Origin of the sequence: Synechococcus sp. 'PEA 65AY6A-5F PE A' (assembly GCF_047462575.1) — a bacterium.
Lineage (GTDB): Bacteria > Cyanobacteriota > Cyanobacteriia > Thermostichales > Thermostichaceae > Thermostichus.
Window position 1 is genome coordinate 1 of record NZ_JAOALE010000010.1, and the last position, 24,971, is coordinate 24,971.

Here is a 24,971-nt window from a genome sequence, read left to right on the forward strand (position 1 = left end):
AGCGGGGCTTCCAGGACTACGTCCCGCTAGCGCGAACGGCGGATTAGCTAAAACTTGGCGCAACGTTTTCCCGGCGTCTCCCCTCGCCGCATCCCACCCTAGGTGAAGGTCTTCGGAAAACCTGTCTCCAAAGTCCTTAGGGATCCCCCCCTTTCCCCTACACTCAAGAGGGAGCTACCCTTAAGTTGGGAAATCGTCCAGATGGGCTATCGCCGCCGCGATTGGTTGGCCTACTGGCTGCTCAAGTGGCTGGTGGTCAACCCTTTATTTCGGGGACTGTATTTTGGCCGCACCTATGGCCAGGAAAACGTGCCGCGCCACGGATCCCTGATCATCGTCAGCAACCACGCCAGCCACTTGGATCCGCCGCTGGTGGCCAATGCGGTGCGCCGCCCGGTAGCCTTCATGGCCAAAGAAGAGCTGTTCCAGGTGCCGGTGCTGAAGCAGGTGATCCGGCTCTACGGGGCTTACCCGGTCAAAAGGGGAGGTGCGGATCGCAGCGCCTTGCGGGCCACAGAGGCAGCCCTGGCCCAGGGCTGGGCGGTAGGGATCTTTCTCAACGGCACCCGCACCCCCGATGGCCGCATCCCCCAGCCTCACCTGGGGGCAGCCTTGGTGGCAGCGCGCACCCAGACACCCTTGCTCCCCGTAGCCCTCTGGGGCACCGAGAAGGTGCTGCCCAAGGGATCCCGCTGGCCGCGCTTGTTTTGCCCCATCACGGTGCGCATCGGCAGGCTGATCCCCCCGCCGGCTTCCAGCGACAAAGCTGAGCTGCAGCAGGCAACCGCGGCCTGCGTGGAGGCCATCCATGCCCTCCTGGATCAGGGGCGCTGAGGGGCAATCAGAGTATCTTGAGCAACCAGATACTCGGCCACCGGCTTTCCCCCCAAGATGTGCTCTTGCAGCACCCGCTCTATCACCGGCGGCGTGGCCGAGTGGTACCAGAACCCGACGGGGTACACCAACAACACCGGCCCAGGAACACCGTAGTTGCAGGCCCGCAGACAATTGGCCTTGGTGCGGTTGACGCGCAGAGGGCCCACGCCCGCCAGCTCCAGGTTCAACTGCTGGATCCGCAGCCTCAGGTATTCCCAGGCTTCCAGCCCCACCGCCTTTTCACAGCACTTGGGCTTGGTCTGGTCGGCGCAGAGGAACAGATGCCAATGGTAAGACGGAATCGGATCCGGCTGAGGTTCTGCAGATGGGCTTGCCGGCGTGGGAAGGGGAGCGGAAAGCTGGGTCATGTGAGGATCCGTGTCTCCTACTGCCACCGAATAATCACTAGATAATTATATGAGCAGTTAAAGAAGACGTCGGGCATCCCGACAAACCTTCTGACCCCTAGGAAATGGGGTAGAGGCCTGGGGATGTGCTGCCCTAGCCTGGATAAAAGGATCCCTCACCTGTCCGGCAATGCTGATCGATGCTCCCCAACAGCGGCTATTTCTCGCCCTCCTTCCCCCACCAGATCTGCAGGAGCAAGTGACCGCCATTAAACAACAGTTTGCCGAGCAATTCGCCAGCCGCGCAGCCCTGCGCTCGCCCCCTCACATCACCCTGGTGCCTCCTTTCGAGTGGCCCACTGCCCAGCTGGCGGCCCTGACAGGATCCCTAGAAGCATTTGCTAAGGAGCAGGCGCCAGTTGCCGTTGAGCTCTGTGGCTTCGGCGCCTTCCCGCCACGGGTTATTTATATTCACGTCGAGCCCTCCCCCGAGCTGCAACAGCTTCAGGCCAAGGCCCAGCGGCACATGAGCCTCCTTCTCAAGCAAGAAGAAGCAACGGCTCCAGCCCGTCCCTTTGTGCCCCACATGACTGTGGCCTTCCGGGATCTCCAGCCGGCCCAGTTCCGCGCCGCCTGGCCGCAGTTCAAGGCTCGCCTCTTCCAGGGATCCTTTCTCGCCTCTGCCCTGACCCTCCTCCTCCATGACGGCAAGCGCTGGCAGGTTTTTGCCGAATTCTCCCTCTCCGCCTCTGAGGGATTGAGGCAGGAAACAACAGCCTACTCAACCCAGTGAGCAGCCATATATTCAGCTAGATCCAGCACCCGCTGCGAGTAGCCCCACTCGTTGTCGTACCAGGCCATCACCTTCACCAGATCCCCGTCCAGCACGCTGGTCATCTCGGCATCCACAATCGCCGAGCAGTCGTGGCCGCGGTAGTCGATGGAGACTAAGGGGATATCGGAGTAGGCAATGATCCCTTTCATCGTGGTCTCTGAAGCGTCCTTGAGAGCCGCGTTCACCTCCTCGGCAATCACGCGCCGCTCCGTTTGCACCACCAAGTCCACCAGCGACACGTTGGGCGTGGGCACCCGTACCGCCACCCCGTTCAGCTTGCCCTTCAGTTCGGGGATCACCAGCGCCACCGCCTTGGCCGCCCCGGTGGTGGTGGGCACCATGCTCAACGCCGCCGCCCGCGCCCGTCGCAGATCGCGGTGGCCGCCATCCAAAATCCGCTGGTCACCGGTGTAGCTGTGGGTGGTGGTCATCGTGGCCCGCAAGACGCCGAACTTGTCCAGCAACACTTTGAGGATGGGGGCAAGGCAGTTGGTGGTGCAACTGGCGTTGCTGACAATGTTGTGCCGCACCGGGTCATAGGTGTGTTGGTTAACGCCATATACAAACGTGGGAATGTCGCCCCCCTTGGCCGGAGCGGTGATCACTACTTTTTTGGCTCCCGCCTCAAGGTGCTTAGAGGCCCCTTGATAGTCTACGAACACCCCTGTAGCTTCAATAACAAGATCCACCTTCCACTCTTTCCAGGGCAGGTTGCTGGGGTTGCGATCGGAAACGGCGTGGATATGCTTGCCGTTAACCAGCAGGCCACCCTCGACGGCCTCCACTTCCGCCCCTTGCAGCGGCCCGAGAATGGAATCGTATTTGAGCAGATGGGCAGCCGTGCGGGCGTCTGATGTGTCGTTGATGGCAACAATATCGAGATTGGACTGGGAGCGACCCAGCCAACACCGCAAAAAGTTGCGACCGATACGACCAAATCCGTTGATGGCTACCCTGACCACTGCTCTTAACCTCGCTGCTTGAAGTGCTTTGGGGCTGCTTAGCACATAATACCGCAACCCCTGGCTATTCTGAAGATAAAATTTGGGATCCCACCGCTTGATTTCTGGCCTCTTTTTTGAGTAGTATCAACTGATATTTAACTTTAGGGATCCCGGCCTGCCTGCAGGGGTTGGCTTTCCTCAAGCGGGGTAGCGCTGCTGCAGCAAGGCCATAGCCGAGGCCACGTTTTCGGCTCCCCGCTGTTCCAGCAGATCCGCGAACATGCTGTCGAGCCAAAAGAGGCGCTCGCCGATGATCTGGGTCCAGGCGCGGTAGAGCTTCAGCTGGACTTCCAGGGGCAATAGGAGCAGCCCCTCGCGGGAGAGGCGCAGGGTTTGCACTTCGGTCAGGCTCACCGCGGTAAAGGAACGTCGCCGTCCCGTCAGCAAGGAAAGTTCCCCAAACACGCGCCCGGCATGCAGCGTGGCCAGCCAATAATCGCCGGGATGGCGCATGTACTGGCGACGCAGCTCCACGATCCCGCTGAGAACTACGTATAGGTCGCTACTGGGATCCCCTTCTTGGAAGATCACCTGGCCGGGGGAAAAGCGGCTGGGCAGTAGGGCAGCCGTCAATGCCTTCCACTCAGCATCTTCCAAAGACTGAAAGAGCAAGTGCTCGCGAACGCGCTCAAACGGATAACGGCTGCTGCTCATCGGGCAAGCGGCTGGAAGTGCTTGGGGCCAGCTCTGTTTCATCCTACCGTCACCCCACGTTTTGGGTAGGAGGGATCCCTGCAAAAGGCTTGGGCGAGACCCAACTGGGCCATTTTCCAACACGTAGAATTTTTTGGCGCCGGCAGAAGTTCTGTCCAGGCAGGCTGTAGGGGGTTCTCAAAAAAGCCGCAGAAGCTCGGCAGTCATTCCCGGAAAGCGGCAAAGATGTATACAAATCTGTATACAAATCTCAAATGGAGAAAGCTCTCTAGGGATCCCGATCGATGCAGCCTGGCTCAATTGTTTGCTGCCGCCACCGCGAGTGGGTGGTGCTCCCCGCTGATTCCGAAGAAGGGGTAGTGCTGCGGCCCCTTACTGGTACGCCAGAGGATGCGATTCACATTCACCGACAACTGATGAACCTTGTAGGCGGCACCTTGCCCTTTGAGCGCATCGAGCCGGCCTTCTTCCCGCTGCCCTGCGCCGACCGAGTTGCCGATGCTGCAGCCGCCCATCTCCTCTGGCAGGCAGCGCGGCTTATCTTGCGCGAGGGCGCCACTCCCTTTCGCTCGCTGGGGCGCATCTCCATCCGGCCCCGAACCTACCAGTTTGTGCCGTTGCTCATGGCGCTGCGCCTTGATCCGGTGCGGCTGTTTATTGCCGACGACGTGGGAGTGGGCAAGACCATCGAAGCGCTGCTGATAGCCAGAGAACTTCTGGATCGCGGCGAGATCCGGCGCTTTTGTGTCCTTTGCCCGCCTTATTTGTGCGAGCAGTGGGCCAGGGAGCTGGCCGAGAAGTTTCACCTCGAGCCGGTAGTTATCCGCTCGGGGACGGTAGGGCAACTGGAGCGGCAAACCCCGCTGGGACAGAGCCTCTACGAATACTTCCCGGTGCAGGTGGCCAGCATTGATTTTGTCAAAACAGAGCGCAACCGCCCTCAATTTTTACAGTTTTGTCCTGAGCTGGTCATTGCCGACGAAGTGCACGGTGCGGCGGCGGCCAGTTCCGGCAGAGCTCAGCAGGAGCGGCATGCCCTTTTGAGAGCCATTGCCCAAGCGCCCAACCGCCACCTGATTCTGCTGACGGCTACTCCCCACAGCGGCATCCCAGAGGCCTTCCGTTCCTTGCTGGGGCTGCTGCGGCCTGAGTTTGAGGCGTGGGACTTTCAGGATCTCACTGAGAGCCAGCGCCTCGAGCTGGCCCGTCACTTTGTCCAGCGCACGCGGCGGGACATTAAGGAGACCTGGCAAGAAACCGCCTGCTTCCCAAGCCGAGAAGCTGAAGATGAGACCTATGACCTTTCGCCCCGCTACCGCGAGCTGTTTGAGCGCACCTATGCCTTCTGCGCGGAGCTGGTGCGCACCGGCCAGCAGATGGAACAGCGGCGGCGGCGAGTACGCTACTGGGGGGCGCTGGCTCTTTTGCGCTGTGTCATGTCCAGTCCGGCAGCGGCCTTGGCAGCGCTGGCCAATCGCGGTGCAGGCTCCCGGGAGGAAGAAGCTGAAGAGGCCGAGGAGAGCTTTAGCCGCTGGGTGTTCGAGTCAGCAGAAGAGCGTACTGACGACGAATTACCGCTGCCAGCCCTCGAAGCAGCAGATCAAACTCTGCCCGACAGCGACCGCCGCCGGCTGCGCGAGCTCGCCCGCCTGGCTGGTCAACTGCGTGGCGTAGACCAAGACACCAAGCTGGCGCGGGCCATCGAGCTAGTGAAGCGGCTCCTCAAAGAGAGCTTTCACCCCATTCTCTGGTGCCGCTATGTGGCCACGGCGGAGTATCTTGCCGACCACCTTCGACAACACCTGGGATCCGCAACTCAGGTAGCCTGCGTAACCGGCCGCATGGGCGACGAGGAGCGGGAGGCCAAGATTGCGGAAATGGCCGTTGACCAGCCACGGGTGCTGGTGGCCACCGACTGCCTCTCGGAAGGGATCAACCTGCAGGAAAAATTGACAGCCGTCATCCACTACGACCTGCCCTGGAACCCCAACCGGCTGGAGCAGCGGGAGGGGCGGGTGGATCGCTACGGCCAACGGGCCCCCCGGGTCAAGGTCATTCGTTTTTTTGGGCGAGATAACCCTGTGGACGGCGTGGTGCTAAAGGTGCTGCTGGACAAGGCGCGGGAAATTCGCCGCACCCTTGGCACCCACGTGCCTGTTCCCGAAGCGAGTGAAAGCGTTACCCAGGCGGTGCTGGAGGCGCTTTTTTTGCGCCAGGGATCCGGCTCAGGGGAGCGCCAGTTGGAGCTGGATCTGGGGATGGCAGAGGTGAGCCGGTTTCACGCCCGGTGGGATCGCTCTGCCGAGCAGGAGCGGCGCAACCGCACCCGTTTTGCCCAGCGATCCCTCAAGCCTGAAGAAGTGCAGCGGGAACTGGAGGCTACAGACGCCGTGCTGGGGGATCCGCAGGCAGTACAGCAATTTTTTCTCGCTGCCGCCCAGCGCCTGGGCCTGGCCGTGATCCCTGACCGGCAGTCTGGAGTCTTCCAGGTCAACCTCAGCCGAGAGGGCACGGCAACCCTGCCGGAGGCCATTCGTTCAGCCCTGCCCCAGCCCAAGGGTGGACACTGGCGGATTAGCTTTGTCTCCCCCACGCCAGAAGGAGCGGAGTACGTTGGCCGCAACCACCGCCTCATCGCTGCCCTGGCCCACTTTTTGCTGGAGAAGGCTCTAGATAATCCTGAAGAGGCCGTCGTCTCCCGCTGCGGGGTTGTGCGGACGCGGGCTGTGGCCGAGCTCACCACCCTCTTGTTGCTGCGCGTGCGCTACCTGGTGGAGCAGCCGCTGGCTCAGCCTCTGCTGGCGGAGGAGGTGCTGGTGCTGGGAGGGGTTGGCCTGGAAAGAGGCGCAGCCCGCTGGCTGGAAACTGGGGCAGCGCTCCAGCTTTTGGCCAAAGCCACGCCAGATGCCAACCTGCCGCTCGCGGAAAAGCAGGAGTTGGTGCAGCATGTGCTAGACAGCCTCAGCCCCTGGCCGCCGACTGCAGAAAACTGGGGCCTAGGACACCCCCTTCAGCAAGGGATCCGGGAGGCCATTTGCCGGCGGGCTGGCGAGCTGGCTGATGCCCACAGGCGCATCCGACAGGCTATCTCCCAGCGCGTGCGCGGGCTGGAGGTTAAGCCGCAGTTTCCCCCGGATCTGCTGGGAATTCTTGTCCTACAACCTCTGCTGTCCAGATGAGCCAATTTCCTGCACTACGCCTTGAAGGGGGCCTCTTGGGGCCGGACATCCTGGAGCAGCTTTTGGCCGGCGAGCTGCCGGGCCAGAAGCCGAGAGACTTTGGGCTAGACGACAAGCGCAGCCTGACCGAGGAGATGGCCAGCGTCTTTGCCGATGCCCGCACCCAGTGGGAAGTTTTCCGCCGTCGGCTGGCCCGTCTGCCAGAAGGGGATCCGGCCACGTCGGTTACCCGCGATGCCTGGGTCATTCCCTTTCTCAGCCTTCTGGGCTACGAGCTGCGCTACAACCAGCGGGCCTACGAGATTGACGGCGCCACCTTTGCCATCTCCCACCGAGCTGGCGAAGCAGAGGACGCTCCGCCGGTGCACATTGTGGGGGTGCGCCAGGAGCTGGGACGGCTGGCTCCTACTGGCAGGCCGCGTCTAGCCCCTCACTCGCTGCTGCAGGAGTATCTCAACCGCAGCGAGCACCTCTGGGGCATCGTCACCAACGGCGTGACCCTGCGCCTTTTGCGCGACTCCACCTATGTGCGTCGGCAGGCCTATGTGGAGTTTGACCTAAGGCAAATCCTAGAGGAGCAGCGGTTTAACGACTTTGCCCTTCTCTTTCGGCTGCTGCACCGCAGCCGGCTGCCCCAAGTTGCAGGGCAAGCGGCGGATTGTCTGTTGGAAAAGTACTACCAGCAGGCTCTGGAGCAGGGCGGCCGGGTGCGGGAGCGACTGCGGGATGGGGTGGAAGCCTGCCTCAAGGGCCTGGCCAATGGCTTTCTCTCCCACCCCAAGAACTCCCAGTTGCGGGATTGGCTGGCTTCTGGCGGGTCGGCAGCTTTGGAGTTCTACCGCCAGTTGCTGCGGCTAGTCTATCGCTTCTTGTTCCTGCTGGTCTCAGAGGAGCGGGGGCTTATCAGCGCCAGTCCTCTCTACCGGGATCACTACGGCGTGGGTCGGCTGCGGCAGCTTTTGGAGCGGCGGAGCGCCTTTACGGAACATGAGGATCTCTGGTGCAGCCTGCGAGTGCTCTGGCGGGTGCTCTCCCAAGAGGAGCTGGCCCAGCTTTTGGGGGCTGCCCCTCTCAATGGGGACCTCTTTGCTCCCCTGGAGCTGGATAGCTGCAGCCTCAGCAACCGGGATCTGCTGCAGGCCTTCTGGCACTTGGCCTACTACCAAGAAAGCCCCACCTCTCCCCCTTGCCGGGTGAACTACGCTGCCCTGGACGTGGAGGAGCTGGGATCCGTCTACGAAAGCTTGCTCGACTACCAGCCTCAGATTGTAACTGGGCAAGGGGCGCCTCGCTTTGAGTTGAGCTACGGCTCAGAGCGCAAGAGCACAGGCTCCTACTACACCCCGCCGGAGCTAGTGGCCGAACTCATCCGCTCGGCGCTGGAGCCAGTGATTGAAGAACGGCTGAAAGCCGCTCGCCCACCTGAGGAAAAAGAGCAAGCGATTTTGTCCATCCGTGTGTGTGATCCCGCCTGCGGATCCGGTCACTTCCTGCTTGCTGCCGCCCGCAGGTTGGGCAAGGAACTGGCAAAGATCCGCACCGGCGAAGAGGAACCCGCCCCCGAGCGTGTCCGCGAGGCCATCCGCGACGTGGTGAGCCACTGCATCTATGGCGTAGACAAAAACCCCTTGGCAGTGGAACTCTGCCGCGTGGCCCTGTGGCTGGAGGCCCACTGTGCCGGCAAGCCGCTTACCTTCCTCGACCACCGCATCAAATGCGGCGACTCGCTGGTGGGGATGTTGGATCTAAAAGTTCTGGACAAGGGCCTTCCCGACGCTGCTTTCGAGGCGGTGAGTGCCCACTCCAGGGAGGCTGCCCGCTCTCTGAAGAGGCGAAATCGCGCCGAGCGCAGGGATTTGGAAACGGGCCAGCTTTCTCTTTCTCTTGAGGCGGACCAAGTGGTGGCCCAGCTCAGCCAGGAGCTCCAGCAGCTCGAAGCCATCCAGGACGACTCGCCAGCCAACGTACGCCGCAAGCAGGAGCTCTACACTCGCTACTGTCAAAACCCAGAACACCAGAAACTGACAGAAGCCTGCAACCTCTGGACGGCGGCTTTTTTCCAGCACTTGACTTCAGACTTCTCGGCGGCCATTACCACGAAAGCAGTCAGCGAGCGGCTGCAAAATCGAGCCAACTCCCGCGCTCTGGCCACCGCCGTAGCCCTGGCCTGCGAGCAGTACTTCTTCCACTGGCCGCTGGAGTTCCCGGAGGTGTTTCACCTTACCCCCTCGCCCAACGCCTTGGGAGAGGGGGGCCAGGGGGGTGAGGGCGGCTTCGACATCATCCTCGGCAACCCGCCCTGGGAGCGCATCAAATTGCAGGAAGAAGAGTTCTTCGCCGTCCGCGACCCGCAGATTGCCCGCGCCGCCAACGCCGCCGCCCGCAAACGGCTGATCGCCGCCCTGCCGCAGACCAACCCTGCCCTGTGGGAAGCCTATCAGCGCGCCCTGCATGCCGCCGAAAGCGCCAGTCGCTTCCTGCGCGGCAGCGGACAATACCCCCTCACCGGCCGCGGGGACATCAACACCTACTCGGTCTTTGCCGAGCGCGTGCGAAGCCTCCTTAACTCTAAGGGACAAGCCGGCCTCATCGTCCCCACCGGCATCGCCACCGACGCCACCAACCAATTCTTCTTCGCCGACCTGGTGGAAAAGGGGCAGCTAGTTAGCCTGTTTGATTTTGAAAACCGCGAAAAAATCTTTCCAGCAGTAGATAGTCGCATGAAGTTCTGCCTGCTTACCATCCGCAGCAGAAGCACGTCGGAGAGCACCCCTACCTTCACCTTCTTTGCAACTCGCACCGAACACCTGCGCGACCCACGCCGTGTATTCACCCTAACCGCCGACGACATTGCCCGTATCAATCCCAACACCCGCACCCTGCCCGTCTTCCGCACCCGTCAGGACGCTGAGCTGACGAAGGCTATCTACCAGCGCGTGCCGGTGCTGGTGAATGAAAACTCTCCCCCCTCGCCGGGGGGCCGGGGGGGTGAGGGCAACCCCTGGGGCGTGCGCTTCCTAGCGATGTTTCACATGTCCAACGACTCCCACCTCTTCGGCACCCGCACGGAGCTGGAGGCGAAGGGGTATCGGTTGGTGGGGAATGTGTTTATGCCCTCACCCCCTAGCCCCCTCTCCCACGCTGCGGGAGAGGGGGGAAGGATCGCAGCCCCCGACCTCTCTTCTCGCGCTGCGGGAGAGGGGGAGTACAAGTTACCCAGGGCCAGCCAGGAACTGATTGCCAGGGCGCGGCAGTTGCGTCGCGAGGCGACGACCGCCGAAAGCCTGCTCTGGGAATTGTTGCGTGACCGTCGGCTGCTAGGCCGAAAATTCCGACGTCAACATCCGATTGGACAATTCATCGCCGACTTCTTCTGTGACGATGCCCGCCTGATCATTGAGATAGATGGCGCCGTGCACCGTGAACCCACTCAGCAGGAACGCGACCGTTTGCGGGAGGAAATCCTGCGCGAACATGGCTTTGCCATGCTGCGCTTTACCAATGACCAGATACTCGACCGCACAGAACAAGTCCTCCAAGAAATTGCTGCCTATGTCACTGCCCATTCCTACGAGCATCCTTCTCCCCTCTCCCAAAGCCTTGGGAGAGGGGCCGGGGGTGAGGGCTACCTCCCCCTCTACGAAGCCAAGATGATCTGGCACTATGACCACCGCTACGGCACCTATGAGGGCGTGCGCGACCGCGCCAGCACCCAACTGCCCACGCCTGATGAGCACCAGCACGCCGACCCGCACTTTGTTGTCCAGCCCTGGTACTGGGTGCCCGCTGAAGAAGTAACGAAGCGCCTGGGCGACTGGCAGCGTGGGTGGTTGGTGGGATTCCGCGATGTTACTAACGCCACTAACGAGCGCACTGCCATCTTCAGCCTGCTGCCCAGAGTGGGGGTAGGACATACGATGCCCATAGTCCTTACGGGTGAGATTTCGGCTATTCATCTCTCGTGTTTTCTAGCCAATCTAAATGTCCTGATTTTTGATTGGGCATTGCGCCAGAAAATTGGTGGGACGCATCTTACTTTCTTCATCCTCCGCCAACTCCCTATTTTTCCCCCCACTGCCTACACCCCCGCCGATCTCGCCTTCATTGTGCCGCGCGCACTGGAACTGACCTATACTGCCTGGGATCTCAAGCCCTTCGCCGACGATGTGTGGAACGAAGCTGATGACGGGTTGCGGGCAGCCATCCATGCTGCGTGGGATGCAAACCGTATTGCTGTCGGCAGGCATGAATGGCGCCTGCCATCCTGGATCAGCGCTTACCCGGAGATCGAAACCAACCCGCAGAAGGGCATCCCCTTTCCGCCCTTTCGCTGGGACGAAGACCGCCGCGCGGTGCTGCGTGCCGAACTCGATGCGTACTACGCCCAGCTCTACGGCCTGACGCGCAAGCAACTGCGCTACATCCTCGACCCGGCGGATTTGACCGAACGCGAACTTGCCGACATCCTCGATCCGTGGGAAGAGGTGCGCGACCTGCTCGACCCGGCGGGGTATGCTGCCCGTGTTGCCGCTAGCACCTTCCCCGGCGAAACCTTTCGCGTGCTGAAGGAGAAGGAACTGCATCAGTTCGGCGAACACCGCACGCGGCGGCTGGTGCTGGAGGCGTGGGAGAAGCTGGCGCAGCACTCAACAAAAGCTTAAAATACACATACAAGCTGCATTTCTATACACACAAGTGGCTCCTCATGCGCACCAACATCGTCCTGGATGACGACCTGATCGAGCGTGCCCGCCAGGTAACCGGCCTCAAGACCAAGCGCGAGGTGATTCACGAAGCGCTGCGTGTCCTGATTCGCCTACACGAGCAAGCTGAGATCCGCAACTTACGCGGCAAGTTGAAATGGGAGGGCAATTTGCAGCAGCAACGCCTGTCGTGCCTGCAGGACTGAGGATGATCCTGGTGGACAGCACCATCTGGATTGATTACTTCAACGGCATTTCATCGCTTCACACCGACTATCTGGATTGGGCCCTGGATCAAACTCTTATCCTGGTGGGCGACCTGATTTTGGCAGAAGTCTTGCAGGGCTTTCGCAAAGATGCCGATTTCGAGCAGGCTCGCTGTGCTCTGGTGAAATTGCATCAGGTGCAAATGGTTAACCCCTCCCTGGCGGTGAAAAGTGCGCAGAACTTTCGCTTGTTGCGTCGCAAAGGCGTGACGGTGCGCAAAACAATAGACAGTTTGATTGCCACTTGGTGCATTGAGAACAATGTTCCGCTCCTCCACCACGACAGTGACTTCGATGGCTACGAGGCGCATCTAGGATTGCGGGTTATTCGTCCATGAGGCAGAGGTGGCCTTCTGCAGACCAGTTTTCTCTTGACATACCCCCTGCCTAAAGGCAAGGGATTCTGGTTCCTGCATTCGGAGAACGCTGCAGCCGTCGGCGGGTACTGGAGGTGTGGGGGAAGCTGGCGCATTGCCGATCCCACTTCGGAGATATCTTTTTGCCGTTCAGCGGGCCGTAGATCTTGGTGGGTGCGGTTTCAAACACCACTTGCGGCATCTTCAAGCTAGGCTTGAGCTAACCAAGCGGGCCTTAAGGGCAGATTCGATGTCCACCATCTTTGATCTCCACGCCACTGTTCTGGACGACTATCGCGATTTTGTCCGCTCCTTTTTTCTCATTGCCGACCCACGGGCACAGGCGTTTGTAGAGCAAGCGCTAGAGGAAGGGATCCACCTCTGGCCAGAACCCCTCCTCCAGCTCAGCCCTAGTTATGTATCTGGTCCAACCGTTGACGAGTTGGCCGAGGCGGGGCGCATTGCCCAAGAAACAGCCCGCATTTTCCGCTTTGAGGATGGCAGACCCTTCCGCCTCTACCGCCACCAGGAGGAAGCTGTTGCCAAGGCCCTAGCAGGCAAGAGTTTTGTCGTTACCAGCGGCACCGGCTCTGGCAAAAGCCTTTGCTACTTCTTGCCCATCATTGACAACTGGATTCGCCAGGGGGGATCCCTGGGCCAGGTGACGGCCCTGGTGGTCTATCCCATGAACGCCCTGGTTAACTCCCAATACCAGTCTTTACAAACTCTGCGCGAGCGCTACGAGCGCGCCTACCATCGCCCTTTTCCGCTGCGCTTTGCCAAGTACACCGGGGAAACTTCGGAAAACGAACGAGACCAGCTACGGCGGGATCCACCTCAAATTCTGCTCACCAACTATGTGATGGCAGAACTCCTCCTGGTTCGTCCTGAAGATCAGCGGTTTTTGAATCCCGAGATGGGAGGGCTGCGCTTTCTGGTCTTTGACGAGCTGCACACCTACCGGGGTCGGCAAGGGGCGGATGTGGCCATGCTGGTTCGCCGCCTAAAAGGACGCTGTGGGGCCAAGAACTTGGTGCATATTGGCACCAGCGCCACCATGATCTCCCGACCAGAAGCCGACGCCCAGGAGCGCCGCCAGACCGTGGCCGACTTCGCCAGCCGCTTCTTTGGCCATCCCTTTGGGCCGGAGCACGTCATTGAGGAAACCCTGGCCCCCCTCACCGAGGGCGGCCCACCCACGGTGGCAGAGCTGAAGAGCGCCCTGGACTTGCCTTGGCCTACAAACCAGGCCGATCTGCGCCGCCATCCCCTGATGCGCTGGCTGGAGTATGAGCTGGGCCTGGAGCAAAGTCCCGATGGCAGCTTCAGGCGCCGCGTGCCCAGGGAGCTTTCCAAGGTAGCCGCCCAACTGGCAGAGCTGACCAGCACTACCCCTGAGAGCTGCACCGAGTCCCTACGCCAGTTTCTGGCCCACGCCAGCAGCCTGCGGGAGGGCTCTAGCCGCGGCCCGGCCTTGAAGTTGCACCAGTTTATCTCCCAGGGCCGCACCCTCTATGCCACCCTGGAAAGTCGGGACAAGCGGCAGTTTTCCCTGGAAGGACAAGTGCAAGCAGGGGAAGGAAAGCTGTTTTTCCCCGTCAAGTTCTGCCGCCACTGTGGCCAGGACTACTACCACGTCCTCAGGTCAAAGACTCACTTCCTGCCCTATCCTCTGGGGGAAGAGGTTGAGGAAGGCGAAGACCAGCAGGCCGGCTACCTCAGCTTGGATCCCATTGACAACGAGTGGTCGCTGGAGCAGATCCCCGAAGACTGGTACACCCCTGAGGGCAGACTCAGGTCCAACTGGGGAAAGCGCGTCCCCCAAGCCGTCTGGGTGCGCCCGGATGGCTCCTTTTCCGAGTACCCCCAGGCGGAGGCGCAGAAGATGTGGTGGCAGCCCCACCCCTTTTCCCTGTGCCTGGCCTGCGGCGAGTACTACCGTGGCCGCGAGCGGGAGTTTGTCAAGCTGGCTTCCCTCTCCAGCGAAGGCCGCTCCAGCGCCACCACCATCCTTGCCACCTCCCTGCTGCGCCATGCCGAGCAAACCCAGGCCGCTTGCAGCAAGCTGCTGACTTTTACCGACAACCGCCAGGACGCCTCCCTGCAGGCCGGCCACTTCAACGATTTTGTGCATGTGGCCCTTCTGCGGGCCTCGCTCTATGCTGCCCTGCAGGAGAAAAAAGAGCTGGACTTCTCAGAGGTAGCCCCGGCAGTGGTGCAGGCCTCAGGCTTGAGCCTTGCCGACATTACCCAAAACCCCGATTTGGATCCCCAGTCTTCCCTTGCTCAGGACGTTTGGCAGACCTTTACAGACCTGACAGAATACCGTCTCTACGAAGATCTGCGGCGCGGCTGGCGGGTCACCCATCCCAACCTGGAACAGGTGGGGCTGCTGAAAATCGAATACCGCGGGCTCAAAGAGCTTTGCCAAAGCCCTGCCCTGGCTTCCCTTCACCCCTGGTTTGGCCAAGCAACCGTTGGCGAGCGAGAGGGCCTGCTGCGGGCCGTATTGGATCAGTTTCGGCGGAAATTGGCCATCGATGTCCGTCTGCTCGAGAAAGAACCCCAGAGAACGCTGCGCCGGCGGGCCGAGCAACATCTCAACGAGTTTTGGGGCCTAGAAGAGTACGACGAGCTGCGGACGGCCACCTGGTTTGCCCGCCAAAGCTGCGACGGAAAGGACATAACAACTTTCAGCCTGGGCCACCGCAGCGCTATTGGGCGCTTTCTCATCAAGTATCTCGAGCTGACCAGAGAAGCTTACGACGAGCTTCTGGGATCCCTGCTTTCTCTCCTAGTTAGCTACGACCTGCTGCGGCGCCACTCGGAGAATGGCCAGGAAGCCTACCAGCTCAACGCTGGCTGTCTGCGCTGGTGCCTGGGCGATGGCTCGCCGCCGCCAGATCCTCTGTATTCCCGCCGGGCCGAGCAGAGCGGCTACTCCTCTGCCCGCCGCCCCGTTAATCTCTTTTTCCAGGGCCTCTACCAGGCCGGGGCAGCAGGGCTGGGATCCCTGGAGGCTAGGGAGCACACTGCCCAAGTGGTTCGGCCAGGAGAGCGGGAGCGGCGAGAGAGACGCTTCCGCAATGAGCCCGGGGAGCGCCGCCTTCCCTACCTCATTTGCTCTCCCACCCTAGAGCTGGGGGTCGACATTGCCGATCTGGATCTGGTGCACCTGCGCAACGTTCCCCCAACGCCAGCCAACTACGCCCAGCGCAGCGGTCGGGCCGGTCGCCAGGGGCAGCCGGGGCTCATCCTCAGCTACTGCGGCGCCTTCAACAGCCACGACCAGTACTACTTTCGCCGCCGGGCCGAAATGGTGGCTGGACGGGTGCGACCTCCCCGCCTGGACTTGGCCAATGAGTCGCTGCTGCGGGCCCACATCCACGCCGTCTGGCTGGCCCAGGTGCGCCTGCCCTTGGGCAACTCCATCGAAACGGTCATCAACTTGGATCGGCCAGAGTTGCCCCTGCGGGAAGAGGTGGTTGCTTCCATTCAGCTAGGGGAGGCAGCCCGCCAAGAGGTGGCGGAGCGGGTGGAGGCGCTCTTGGCTGCTGACCGGGAAGTGCTAGAGCGCAGCGGCTGGTTTAGCCGGCGCTGGATCCAGCAGGTTATTGAAGAAGCCCCCCGCGCCTTTGACCGCGCTTTTGACCGCTGGCGGGAGCTCTATCGGGCCGCCACGCAACAGTTGGAAGCCGCTAACCAGCAACTGCAGACGGCTCGCCGTCGGGAAGACCAGCAGGAAGCCAGGCGCCGCCAGCAGGAGGCTCTGCGCCAGCGGAACCTGCTGTTGCAAATCGATACCCAGCGGGAGGAAAGCGACTTCTACCCCTACCGCTACCTAGCCAGCGAAGGGTTCCTGCCCGGCTACAACTTCCCTGCCTTGCCCGTGCGCGCCTGGGTGCCCCGCGGCAGCGAAGGGGAGTTTATCGCCCGGCCCCGGTTTTTGGCCATTCGCGAGTTTGCCCCCCACAACTTCCTCTACCATGAGGGCTGCCAGTGGGAAGCAGTGGCGTTTCAGGCTCCGCCCGGCGGCCTGGAGGAGCGCAAAAGTAGCCACAAGCTCTGTTTTAGCTGTGGGGCCTTTGCCGATCCCCACCTGGATTGCTGCCCCGTCTGCGGCACCCAGTTCGATGGGCAAAACAGCCTCTTTACCCAGCTTCTGGAAATGCCCAATGTGCGCATGCGGCGGCGGGATCGCATCACAGCTGACGAAGAGGAGCGGCGGCGGCAAGGCTACGAGCTGCAGACCTTCTTCCAGTTTGCTCCCGAAAGCTCTGGCTACCGCGTCCAGGAAGCCGACGTGCTAAGGGGCGAAACTCCCCTGCTGCAGTTGCGCTATGCCCCAGCCGCCACGCTGCTGCGCATCAACTCCGGCTGGGGGGGCAGTGGGGGGCGAGGTTTCCTGGTCAACTTTGACAATGGCGAAGTCCCTTCTCGAGCTCAGCTTGGGGGCAATAGGGCTAGCTCGTCTAGCCAGATGTCCTTGCAGCCCATCCGCCTGGCAGTGCGCGCTACCCAAAACCTCTTGCTGGTGCGGCTGGTTCAGCCCAGCCTGGGGAATCTGCAGGCCCTAGAAACGACCCTGCGCTATGCCCTCAAGCGAGGGATCGAAGAGACTTTTGAGCTGGAAGAGACGGAGCTGGCCGCCGAGTCCATCGGCCAGGGATCCCATCGGGCCCTGCTGTTCTACGAGACGGCAGAAGGGGGAGCCGGCGTCCTGCGGCGGCTGGTGGAGGAACCCCAGGCCCTTGCCGAAGTGGCCCAGGCGGCGCTAGAGATCTGCCACTTCCAGCTCTCAGAAGCCGGGATCCAAGACCTGCGGCCCGAGTGCCGCGCAGCCTGCTACGAGTGTCTGCTCAGCTACGCCAACCAACGGGAGGCGCTGGAGCTCGACCGATACAAGATTCGAGATCTTCTGGGGGAGCTGGCCCATAGCCGCACCGAGCTGCGTCCCCTGGGCCGCTCCCGCCAAGAGCAACTGGAGTGGCTGCGCCAGCTCCTCGACCCTCGCTCCGAATTGGAGCGCCGCTTCCTGGAGCTGCTGGCCGAAGGGGGCTATCGCCTTCCCGATGAGGCCCAGAAAGCCCTCGCCGAGCCCCGCTGCGTGGCCGACTTCTTCTACGATCCCAACATCTGCATCTTCTGCGACGGCGCAGTGCACGACGATCCCGCCCAGGCTGCCCAGGATCGCCAACTGCGCTCTCAGCTTTTGGGGCACGGCTACCGAGTAATTGCCCTGCGCTACGACCAAGACCTGCGGGAGCAACTGGCTCGCTACCCAGAGGTGTTTGGCAAGGGCAACTAATCCTGCTGGTGGGAAAACAGGTAAGCTCCCACCAGGGCCAGGATGGCCGCCAACCCTGCCAGCACCGCCACGGTGTACCAAGGGAACTCCGCCAGGGGCTGGTAGGCGGCTGCCCGCATGCCGATGCTGGCGTAGGAAAGGGGCAGGCAATAGACCAAGACCTGCAGGTAACTTGGCAACTGACTGGGATCAAAAAACGTGGCCCCCAGAAAGGACATGGGCGTAATCAGAAAGTTAGTCAGCACCCCCACACTCTCCAGGCTGGGCACCTTCAAGCCGGCGATTACCCCAATGCCGGCAAAGACGGCGCAATCCAAAAGCAGCACCAGCAGCGACAGGGGATGGAGCAGGCCCCAAGCACCGGTGCCCAGCACCCCCACCGCCAACACCCCCAAAGCCGTGAGCAAGCCGCGGACAATGCCCGCCAGCACCTTGCCCAAATGCAGCGCCAGCGGGTGTACCGGCAGCAACAGCAATTCCTCAAAGCTTTTGGTAAACAGCCGCGATCCGCAAATGGAGAAGGTGGTGCCGGCAAAGCTGATGGTCATGGCCGAAAGAGCCACCATCCCCGGCAAAATGAAGCGCAAGTAAGAACCGGCTGCGGTGGTTCCGGCCACGTCGGCCAAAGCCTCGGCCCGCAGGGATCCCCCTAGGCCCACCCCAAAGGCAACAATGTAGATGAGGGGAGCCACCAGCCCCGAGGCCACCACCTGCCAAACTCGCCCCCGCAGATCCAGCCAGTCGCGCCAGAAGATGGTTAAACTGTCTTCCCAGATTCGCTGATAGGGTAGGGTCAGGGCACGGCTTACCATAGGTTTTCTTCGCTGTATTAGAGGTCTTCTTGTTTTCTGCTGCCGCGGCCGTGGGGAACTGCTTGCTGCTCCCTACTAGTAACCGTAGTAGTTGGAGCGCCGCGACCGCCACCAGGCCACCGGCAGCGCCAATGCCTTGCTGAGAGTGGACACGTAAGCGCGGGTGCGAAAAACCTGGTAGTGGTTGCGCTCGATGGCGTTGAGAATCTGCCGGTAGAGCATCAAGGAAGCGGCTACCGGCCAGCGGGAGTCCGGCTGCAGGGTAGGGATCCCCCGTTCCGCTTGGGCATAGAGCTCTCTAGCCCGCCGGATCTCATAGTCCATCAAAGCCATCCAGCGCTCGTCAATAACATAGTTAAACAGGTCCCGCTCGGAGTAGTTGAAGCGGCGCAGATCTTCCAGGGGGATGTAGATCCGCCCGCGGCGGGCGTCCTCTCCCACATCCCGCAAGATGTTGGTTAGTTGCATGGCGATCCCCAGCGCCACCGCCTCCTCGCGGCCATCCCGGCCCGGCACAAACCCCATGATCTCCGAGCACATCAGCCCCACCACCCCAGCCACGCGGTAGCAGTAGACCCGCAGATCCTCCCAGGTGGCGTAGCGCTGGGTATCCAAGTCCATGCTCTGCCCCCGCAGCATCTCGCGAAACGGCTCGATGGAAAGGCGGTAGGTGCGGATGGTGTGGATCAAAGCGAGGTCCGTGGGGACTTGCGGCTCGCCTCCCTGGAAGAGCGACTCCAGATGGGATCCCCACTGCTCCAGCTTGCTGCGGGTGACCTCCACCTCTGCCTGGCTGGCTTCCAGTCCATCCAGCAACTCATCGGTTTGCCGCAGCCAAGCGTAGATGGCCCAGATGGCCCGCCGTTTGGCCTGGGGCAAGAGCAGGGATCCCAGGTAGAAAGTCTTAGCGTGCTTGGCCGTAATCTGGCGACAGAGGGCAAAAGATTGCTCAAGCGGACTCATCTGGCTATCTCCAGGAGCACAGGGCCAGGATAGAGAAGGAAGAGGAACGGCGAGGGCACATATCAACACTACGGGAAAGCGGACGCCGCGGATAGCCTAGAAGAGGTTGTGGGGAAAAGAAAGATTCAAAAGGTATAGGAGGCGGACGGCGGAGAGCTAGACCCCCGCAGCTGCCAGAGTTGAGGCCGAGACAGAAGCGCGTTGAAATGGGATCCCCTTGTTGATGGCCTCCGCCGCCCACTTGCCGGAGAGGATGGCCCCCTCCATGCTGCCCAGGAAGGGCTGTAGGGTGTAGCTGCCCGCCAAGAAGAAGTTGGGAATAGGGGTAACTTGAGTGGGGCGATACTGCTGTCTGCCAGGGGTAGCCTTGTAGACCGAGCGCGGCGTTTTCACCACCACCCACTTGCGCACGCGGGCGGGGTTGGGGCCGGTAAGGTGCTGGGGAAAGAGTTTTTTCAGTTCCTCCAGCGTGGCGGCAAAGATCTCCTCATCGCCGCGATCAATCCACTCGGCAGCCGGAGCCAGCACCAGCTCCAGCATCGAGCGCTTTGGATCCGCATAGGCGCGGCAGGTGTTGCTCATGTCGGCATACACGCTCAAGAGCGGCGAGCGGGAAAAGAGCGAGTGGTCGATGTGGGTGAGCTTGCGGTCAAACCAAATCTGCAGGCTGATCACCGGCACCCCTTCCAGCTCGCGCAGTTGCTGGAAATAGGGCATTTCCCACCACCGAGCCGGCAGCAGCTCCTTGAGCGCATCCACCGAAAGGGCCGACACGTAGGCGTCGGCAGTTACCTGCAGGGGCCCGGCAGGGGTGGCGAAGCGGAAGCCAGCCACGCTGCCATCGGGGTTGAGGTCGATGGCCTGCAATGCCGCATTCAAATGCACCTGGCCGCCGCGGGCCACGATGGAGTCCACCATCGGCTGGCAAAGCCGCTCCGGCGGGGCGCCATCCAGATAGGCAATCTTAGAGCCGTCCTTTTGCCGCAAAAAGCGGTTCAGAGCCGTCAGGGGCACCATGGCCGAGATCTCGTCCGGGTTGATGAACGCCAACGCCTTGGAGACGGCAATGAAAATATCCGTGTTGACCCGCTCATCGATGCCCTGCCGGCGCAGCCATTCTAAGAGGCTGTAGCGATCCATCTGCTCCACGTAGCGCTGGCCGCGCACCATGGCCGGCACCAGCCCCAGGGCAAATTTCACCTTTTCGCTCCAGGTGAGCATGTCGTTGTTGCGCAGGATGCCGACAATGGCGTTAAAGGGAGCGGGAATGTCCGGCAGGTCAAAGCGGGAGTAGGTGCCCGGCTTGTCCGGCTGGTTGAAGATCAAGCTGTGTTCCTTCCACTGCAGGCGGTCGGAGATGCCCAGCTCCCGGAACAGTTGCAGGGTGTTGGGGTAGGCGCCGAAAAAGTTGTGCAGCCCCGTCTCGATCCAGTCCCCGTCGGCATCTTTCCAGGCGGCCACTAGCCCCCCCAGCACCTCCCGCCGCTCAAACAGCAGCGGCTGATGCCCGGCATCACAGAGATACTTGGCACAGGCCAGCCCCGCCAGCCCTCCCCCAGCAATGGCAACACGCATGATGATGACGATCAAGCAACACTTTCATTCTATTTGCAAACCGTTACAATCGCTCAGGCCGCAGGCAGGGAGGAGAGGATTTCCAGAGCCCGGGTTTCCCGCCGGGATCCGATCCCTGGTAGGATACGGGAGAAAAACTAGAAAAAAATTCTCTTGGCTCCAGGGGGAGGGACGACGATGGCCAAACAAACACTGGGATCCCTGCTGTCATCCGGCTTTGATCTCAAGGGCAAGCGTGTGCTGGTGCGGGCCGACTTCAACGTCCCTCTGGATCCCCAGGGCAACATCACCGACGACACCCGCATTCGCGCCTCCCTGCCCACCATCCAAGCCTTGGCCCAGGCGGGCGCCAAGGTCATCCTCACCAGCCACCTGGGCCGCCCCATCCAGAAAGACAAGGCGACCGGCGCCATCCAGATCGCCCGCGAGGGCAATAGCCTCGCCCCTGTGGCCGTCCGCCTTGCCCAGCTCCTGGGCCAGCCGGTGGCCTTTGCCCCCGATTGCATTGGCCCTGAGGCCGAAGCCGTGGTCAGCTCTCTGGAAAACGGCCAGCTGGCCCTGCTGGAAAACGTCCGCTTCCACCCCGAAGAGGAAGCCAACGATCCAGAATTTGCCCGCAAGCTGGCCTCCCTGGCCGACTTGTTTGTCAACGACGCCTTTGGCAGCGCCCACCGCGCCCACGCCTCCACTGCCGGCGTCACCGCCTACCTCCAGCCCGCTGTGGCCGGCTACCTGGTGGAAAAGGAGCTGCAATTTTTATCAGGCGCCATCGAGAACCCCCAGCGACCGCTAGCGGCCATCATCGGCGGCTCCAAAGTCTCTACTAAGATTGGCGTCATCGAGCGCCTGCTGGAAAAAGTGGACAAGCTTCTGCTGGGCGGCGGCATGATCTTCACCTTCTACCAAGCCCAAGGGATCCCAACCGGCAAGTCTTTGGTGGAAACCGACAAGCTGGATCTGGCCCGCTCCCTGATGGAGAAGGCCAAAGCGCGGGGCGTGGAGCTGCTGCTGCCGGTGGACGTGGTGGTCGCCGATAGGTTTGACAAAGACGCCAACGCCCAGACGGTTTCCATCCACGCCATTCCGGAAGACTGGATGGGCCTGGACATCGGCCCCGAATCGGTCAAAGCCTTCCAGGCCGCCCTGCAAGGGTGCAAAACCGTAGTCTGGAACGGGCCGATGGGTGTGTTTGAGTTCGACCGCTTTGCCGCTGGCACAGAAGCCATTGCCCGCACCCTGGCCGACCTCACCCAGGCCGGTGCCATCACTATTATCGGCGGCGGCGACTCGGTGGCGGCTGTGGAAAAAGTGGGCCTAGCCGACAAAATGACCCACATTTCCACCGGCGGCGGCGCCAGCCTGGAGCTGCTGGAAGGCAAAGAGCTGCCCGGCATCGCCGCCCTTAGCGAAGCGTAGGGTAGCTCGGCTCATTAACCCAAAAGCAGCAAAAAGCAAAAAAGTAGGGGCTGAGTTCAGCCCCTCTTTTAATCTGCTCGGCGCAGATGGCCGCAGCAATGGCGAGACGGGATCCGGCTTAGTGCATCACCACTTTAACGTTGGCGTTGTTCAAGCCAGGGCGCTTCACCTCGGCCAAGGTCTTGTTGACGGCGTACTTCTGGTTGATGGAGTTGATCAACTCGGTTTGGTTGTGCTTCTTGGCCACGCCCCACAGATCGGCGATCAGGTCGTAGGAACCGTCGGGGTTCTTGGACCAGCCCAGATCGTAGTCGCCCTCCAACTGGGCCACGATGTCGGCACGAACACGCTGGCCGTTGTAGCCACGCACATCGGCGTTCAGCTTAACGGTGTAGCCGAGATCGCGCAGGGAGTTAACCAGGATCTGGCCATCGGTGATCTTGGTGCGCAAGGTGCTAAAATGAGACATGGTGTTTCTCTCCTTTGTGTATGTGTAGGGGTTGGAACATCAACACAAACAATGGGCAACGCCTAGCGGGGAAGGTTGAGCTTTAGCCGTCTCTGCCTCTGCCAAGGCGATTCTGGCCTTTCACCCCCCTGCTAGAACTCCAGCCGCTGGTACTCGGCTACAGAGGCTGCTGCAGGCCGAGCCCGCTGCTGGGCCCATTCCCTCAACGCTACCACTTGCTCCGTCATGGTGCGAGATAGCGGTTGAGTTGCTTTCGTTGCTGCCAAAATGTCCAGTTGGGTAAATTCGCGGTTCTGGGCAAACGCTTCGTACATGGCAGCAATCAAAACTTGTTCGATCTCCGCGCCGGAGAAGCCCTCGCAGGCGGCGGCTAGCTGGCGCAGATCAAAGCGGCTGATGTCGCGCCGCCGCTTCTTCAGGTGGATCCGGAAAATCTCCATGCGCTCGTTAATGTTGGGCAGATCCACGAAGAAAATCTCGTCAAAACGGCCTTTGCGCAGGAATTCGCCCGGCAGGCGATCCACGCGGTTGGCCGTGGCCATGACAAACACCGGCGAGCGCTTCTCCTGCATCCAAGTGAGAAAGGAGCCAAAGATACGACTGGAGGTGCCGCCGTCGGAGTCGCTGGAACCTGCCGCTCCGGCGAAGGCTTTGTCCAGCTCGTCGATAAAAAGGATGGCCGGCGCCAGCGATTCAGCAGTGCGCAGGGCGCTGCGCAGGTTGGCCTCCGACTTGCCGACCATAGAGCCATCGTAGACCCGGCCCATATCCAGGCGCAGCAGCGGCAGGCCCCAGAGGCGGGCGGTGGTCTTGGCGATCAAGGACTTACCACAGCCAGGTACGCCCAGAATCAAGAGTCCCTTGGGCTGAGGCAAGCCATAGGCGCGGGCCCGCTCGGTAAAGGCCTCAGAGCGCTGCAGCAGCCAGCGCTTTAACTCCTCTAGGCCGCCGACGGCGTCGATGGTCTCGTCTTCTTCGATGAATTCGAGGATGCCGTTGCGCCGGATCAGCTGCTTTTTCTCAGAGAGGATGATATCCACCTCTGCCTCGCTGAGGCGGCCGTGCATCACCACCGCCTTGCGGTAAACTTTTTCCGCCTCGTCTTGCGTTAGGCCAAGGGCTGCCTTGACCAGCTTTTCCCGCGCCTCAGGGCTCAGGGATCCGCCGCGGGGAAGCTGCTCCAACTGCCGGTTGAGGGTGCGCTCCAGGGTGGCCATGTCCGGCAAGGGAAAGTCCACCACGCAAATGTCTTTTTCCAGCTCGACGGGAATTACCTGCACCGGCGACATCAGCAAGATGGTTTTGTGGGATCCCTTCAAGCTGGCGATGGCATCGCGCAGCCAGCGTTTGACTTCGGTGTTGTCCAAAAAGTCGTGCAGATCTTTGAAGACGCAGATGGCGGGATCTTTTTGCTCCATCACCCACTGAATAGCCGGCTGGGGGGATTGGGTGTTGTGCTGGGTGAGGCTGCGGGGGTTGCCGTATTCAACAATGCCGTGGGTAACCGTCCAGACAAACAGGCGCCGCTGCGGCTTGAGGGTGCGAGCGATCGCCGCCAGAGCTGCCTCCGCCCGTTCTTCCTCTGGAGTGACCAGGTAGAGCAGTGGGTATTGAGCTTGGATGAGAATGCTGAGCTCTTGCATGGGAAACACCAACTGCGCGGAGGGAAATCTAAGCGAAACCGACAGAAAGGAAGGAAAACGGCGTCTGGAGTTTGCCTGTCTTCAAAGTACTTGAGATATCCTGACTTGCTCTTTACTAACCCTTGTTTTATACCCCTCCTGTCTGCTCAAGCTCACAAAGAGGCATACCTTTGAAACAGCGCAAAAAGCCTTAGCAGGGCACCAGCTCGTCTTGTCGTTGCTCTTCGGAGGCCGAGGCCGCTCCCCAGTATTCCGGCTCCACCTCTTCGAGGATGGCTTCAGAAGCGGACTGCTGGTGAAGCGAAACCACCTCCCCATTGCGGATGACAAACGGATGGCCGCACTCAGGGCAGCGGTGGACGCGGTAGGCGCTGCCTTGCACCCCTTCGATGACCTCCGGGTGAAGCAGGTAGAAGGTGAGGGCCTTCTCCGCTACTGCCGACATCGGCTCCCGCTCCACGGCAGCCCGAATCTTCAGATTCCGGTGCAACTCGGGTGGGAGATACAACGTCACCTTTTGCTTGGCCGCTGCGCCTTCCACAACCTCTGGCCGCTGACTCATGGC

17 protein-coding genes are annotated in these 24,971 nt (G+C 61.4%); 8 read left to right on the forward strand and 9 right to left on the reverse strand.

The genetic code is table 11. From position 1 onward, the window contains the following. Positions 1–201 precede the first annotated feature (201 nt). Positions 202–834 carry a lysophospholipid acyltransferase family protein gene (locus GG26_RS04915; protein ID WP_011429237.1) on the forward strand — a complete coding sequence of 211 codons (633 nt, stop codon included), beginning with the start codon at positions 202–204 and terminating at the stop codon, positions 832–834. Here the strand turns inward: GG26_RS04915 and GG26_RS04920 are convergent. Further along, positions 822–1,244 carry a (2Fe-2S) ferredoxin domain-containing protein gene (locus tag GG26_RS04920; RefSeq protein ID WP_414389158.1) on the reverse strand — a complete coding sequence of 141 codons (423 nt, stop codon included), beginning with the start codon at positions 1,242–1,244 and terminating at the stop codon, positions 822–824. The genes GG26_RS04915 and GG26_RS04920 overlap by 13 nt on opposite strands. A gap of 169 nt (positions 1,245–1,413) precedes the next feature. On the opposite strand from GG26_RS04920, the gene GG26_RS04925 reads away from it, so the two are divergent. Beyond that, a complete protein-coding gene (locus tag GG26_RS04925) occupies positions 1,414–2,016 on the forward strand; it encodes a 2'-5' RNA ligase family protein (protein WP_011429235.1) in 603 nt (200 codons plus the stop codon). On the opposite strand, the gene gap is transcribed toward GG26_RS04925, so the two are convergent. Together gap and GG26_RS04935 are read right to left on the reverse strand one after the other, a co-directional pair. Next, positions 2,001–3,020 carry a type I glyceraldehyde-3-phosphate dehydrogenase gene (gene gap, locus GG26_RS04930; protein WP_011429234.1) on the reverse strand — a complete coding sequence of 340 codons (1,020 nt, stop codon included), beginning with the start codon at positions 3,018–3,020 and terminating at the stop codon, positions 2,001–2,003. The two genes, GG26_RS04925 and gap, sit on opposite strands and share 16 nt — an antisense overlap. Before the next feature lie 180 nt (positions 3,021–3,200). Beyond that, positions 3,201–3,716, reverse strand: coding sequence for a cyclic nucleotide-binding domain-containing protein (locus GG26_RS04935; protein ID WP_168173629.1), 516 nt, complete (start codon positions 3,714–3,716; stop codon positions 3,201–3,203). Between the two features lie 284 nt (positions 3,717–4,000). Between GG26_RS04935 and GG26_RS04940 the strand changes: the two genes are divergently transcribed. From GG26_RS04940 to GG26_RS04960, 5 genes are all read left to right on the forward strand, one after another. Then, complete coding sequence (locus GG26_RS04940; RefSeq protein ID WP_099812524.1) at positions 4,001–6,895, forward strand: helicase-related protein; 2,895 nt, start codon at positions 4,001–4,003, stop codon at positions 6,893–6,895. Further along, positions 6,892–11,556, forward strand: a complete 4,665-nt coding sequence (locus GG26_RS04945) for a DUF559 domain-containing protein (protein WP_414389161.1) — start codon at positions 6,892–6,894, stop codon at positions 11,554–11,556. Before GG26_RS04940 ends, GG26_RS04945 begins: the two co-directional genes overlap by 4 nt. 44 nt (positions 11,557–11,600) lie before the next feature. Beyond that, entirely contained in the window at positions 11,601–11,804 is a 204-nt protein-coding gene (locus GG26_RS04950; RefSeq protein WP_011433302.1) for a type II toxin-antitoxin system VapB family antitoxin, read from the forward strand. A 2-nt stretch (positions 11,805–11,806) separates the two neighbouring features. Beyond that, positions 11,807–12,202, forward strand: a complete 396-nt coding sequence (locus GG26_RS04955) for a PIN domain nuclease (RefSeq protein WP_011433301.1) — start codon at positions 11,807–11,809, stop codon at positions 12,200–12,202. Between the two features lie 268 nt (positions 12,203–12,470). Further along, entirely contained in the window at positions 12,471–17,528 is a 5,058-nt protein-coding gene (locus GG26_RS04960) for a DEAD/DEAH box helicase (protein WP_414389163.1), read from the forward strand. On the opposite strand, the gene GG26_RS04965 is transcribed toward GG26_RS04960, so the two are convergent. The 3 genes from GG26_RS04965 to pds all read right to left on the reverse strand — a co-directional run bounded on the left by GG26_RS04965 (position 17,525) and on the right by pds (position 20,878). Next, a complete protein-coding gene (locus tag GG26_RS04965) occupies positions 17,525–18,340 on the reverse strand; it encodes an ABC transporter permease (RefSeq protein ID WP_414389165.1) in 816 nt (271 codons plus the stop codon). The genes GG26_RS04960 and GG26_RS04965 overlap by 4 nt on opposite strands. A 75-nt stretch (positions 18,341–18,415) precedes the next feature. Beyond that, positions 18,416–19,303 (reverse strand): phytoene synthase, encoded by an 888-nt coding sequence (locus GG26_RS04970; protein ID WP_414389167.1) that lies wholly within the window; start codon positions 19,301–19,303, stop codon positions 18,416–18,418. Between the two features lie 156 nt (positions 19,304–19,459). Beyond that, positions 19,460–20,878 (reverse strand): 15-cis-phytoene desaturase, encoded by a 1,419-nt coding sequence (gene pds / locus GG26_RS04975; protein ID WP_414389169.1) that lies wholly within the window; start codon positions 20,876–20,878, stop codon positions 19,460–19,462. 177 nt (positions 20,879–21,055) lie between these two features. Here pds and GG26_RS04980 point away from each other — a divergent pair, with 177 nt between their 5' ends. Next, positions 21,056–22,294 (forward strand): phosphoglycerate kinase, encoded by a 1,239-nt coding sequence (locus tag GG26_RS04980; protein WP_414389171.1) that lies wholly within the window; start codon positions 21,056–21,058, stop codon positions 22,292–22,294. Positions 22,295–22,412: 118 nt separating this feature from the next. On the opposite strand, the gene GG26_RS04985 is transcribed toward GG26_RS04980, so the two are convergent. The 3 genes from GG26_RS04985 to GG26_RS04995 all read right to left on the reverse strand — a co-directional run bounded on the left by GG26_RS04985 (position 22,413) and on the right by GG26_RS04995 (position 24,968). Next, complete coding sequence (locus tag GG26_RS04985; RefSeq protein WP_011429224.1) at positions 22,413–22,763, reverse strand: DUF1257 domain-containing protein; 351 nt, start codon at positions 22,761–22,763, stop codon at positions 22,413–22,415. A 131-nt stretch (positions 22,764–22,894) separates the two neighbouring features. Further along, a complete protein-coding gene (locus tag GG26_RS04990) occupies positions 22,895–24,406 on the reverse strand; it encodes an AAA family ATPase (RefSeq protein WP_011429223.1) in 1,512 nt (503 codons plus the stop codon). Positions 24,407–24,596: 190 nt separating this feature from the next. Then, positions 24,597–24,968 carry a hypothetical protein gene (locus GG26_RS04995; protein ID WP_414389173.1) on the reverse strand — a complete coding sequence of 124 codons (372 nt, stop codon included), beginning with the start codon at positions 24,966–24,968 and terminating at the stop codon, positions 24,597–24,599. Between the last annotated feature and the right edge of the window lie 3 nt (positions 24,969–24,971).

What these genes read in the sequence shown, in the direction of transcription:
- GG26_RS04915 (WP_011429237.1), top strand. Translation starts at nt 202, where the DNA reads ATGGGCTATCGCCGCCGCGATTGGTTGGCCTACTGGCTGCTCAAGTGG.
- GG26_RS04920 (WP_414389158.1), bottom strand. Translation starts at nt 1,244, where the DNA reads ATGACCCAGCTTTCCGCTCCCCTTCCCACGCCGGCAAGCCCATCTGCA.
- GG26_RS04925 (WP_011429235.1), top strand. Translation starts at nt 1,414, where the DNA reads ATGCTGATCGATGCTCCCCAACAGCGGCTATTTCTCGCCCTCCTTCCC.
- GG26_RS04935 (WP_168173629.1), bottom strand. Translation starts at nt 3,716, where the DNA reads ATGAGCAGCAGCCGTTATCCGTTTGAGCGCGTTCGCGAGCACTTGCTC.
- GG26_RS04940 (WP_099812524.1), top strand. Translation starts at nt 4,001, where the DNA reads ATGCAGCCTGGCTCAATTGTTTGCTGCCGCCACCGCGAGTGGGTGGTG.
- GG26_RS04945 (WP_414389161.1), top strand. Translation starts at nt 6,892, where the DNA reads ATGAGCCAATTTCCTGCACTACGCCTTGAAGGGGGCCTCTTGGGGCCG.
- GG26_RS04950 (WP_011433302.1), top strand. Translation starts at nt 11,601, where the DNA reads ATGCGCACCAACATCGTCCTGGATGACGACCTGATCGAGCGTGCCCGC.
- GG26_RS04955 (WP_011433301.1), top strand. Translation starts at nt 11,807, where the DNA reads ATGATCCTGGTGGACAGCACCATCTGGATTGATTACTTCAACGGCATT.
- GG26_RS04960 (WP_414389163.1), top strand. Translation starts at nt 12,471, where the DNA reads ATGTCCACCATCTTTGATCTCCACGCCACTGTTCTGGACGACTATCGC.
- GG26_RS04965 (WP_414389165.1), bottom strand. Translation starts at nt 18,340, where the DNA reads ATGGTAAGCCGTGCCCTGACCCTACCCTATCAGCGAATCTGGGAAGAC.
- GG26_RS04970 (WP_414389167.1), bottom strand. Translation starts at nt 19,303, where the DNA reads ATGAGTCCGCTTGAGCAATCTTTTGCCCTCTGTCGCCAGATTACGGCC.
- pds (WP_414389169.1), bottom strand. Translation starts at nt 20,878, where the DNA reads ATGCGTGTTGCCATTGCTGGGGGAGGGCTGGCGGGGCTGGCCTGTGCC.
- GG26_RS04980 (WP_414389171.1), top strand. Translation starts at nt 21,056, where the DNA reads ATGGCCAAACAAACACTGGGATCCCTGCTGTCATCCGGCTTTGATCTC.
- GG26_RS04985 (WP_011429224.1), bottom strand. Translation starts at nt 22,763, where the DNA reads ATGTCTCATTTTAGCACCTTGCGCACCAAGATCACCGATGGCCAGATC.
- GG26_RS04990 (WP_011429223.1), bottom strand. Translation starts at nt 24,406, where the DNA reads ATGCAAGAGCTCAGCATTCTCATCCAAGCTCAATACCCACTGCTCTAC.
- GG26_RS04995 (WP_414389173.1), bottom strand. Translation starts at nt 24,968, where the DNA reads ATGAGTCAGCGGCCAGAGGTTGTGGAAGGCGCAGCGGCCAAGCAAAAG.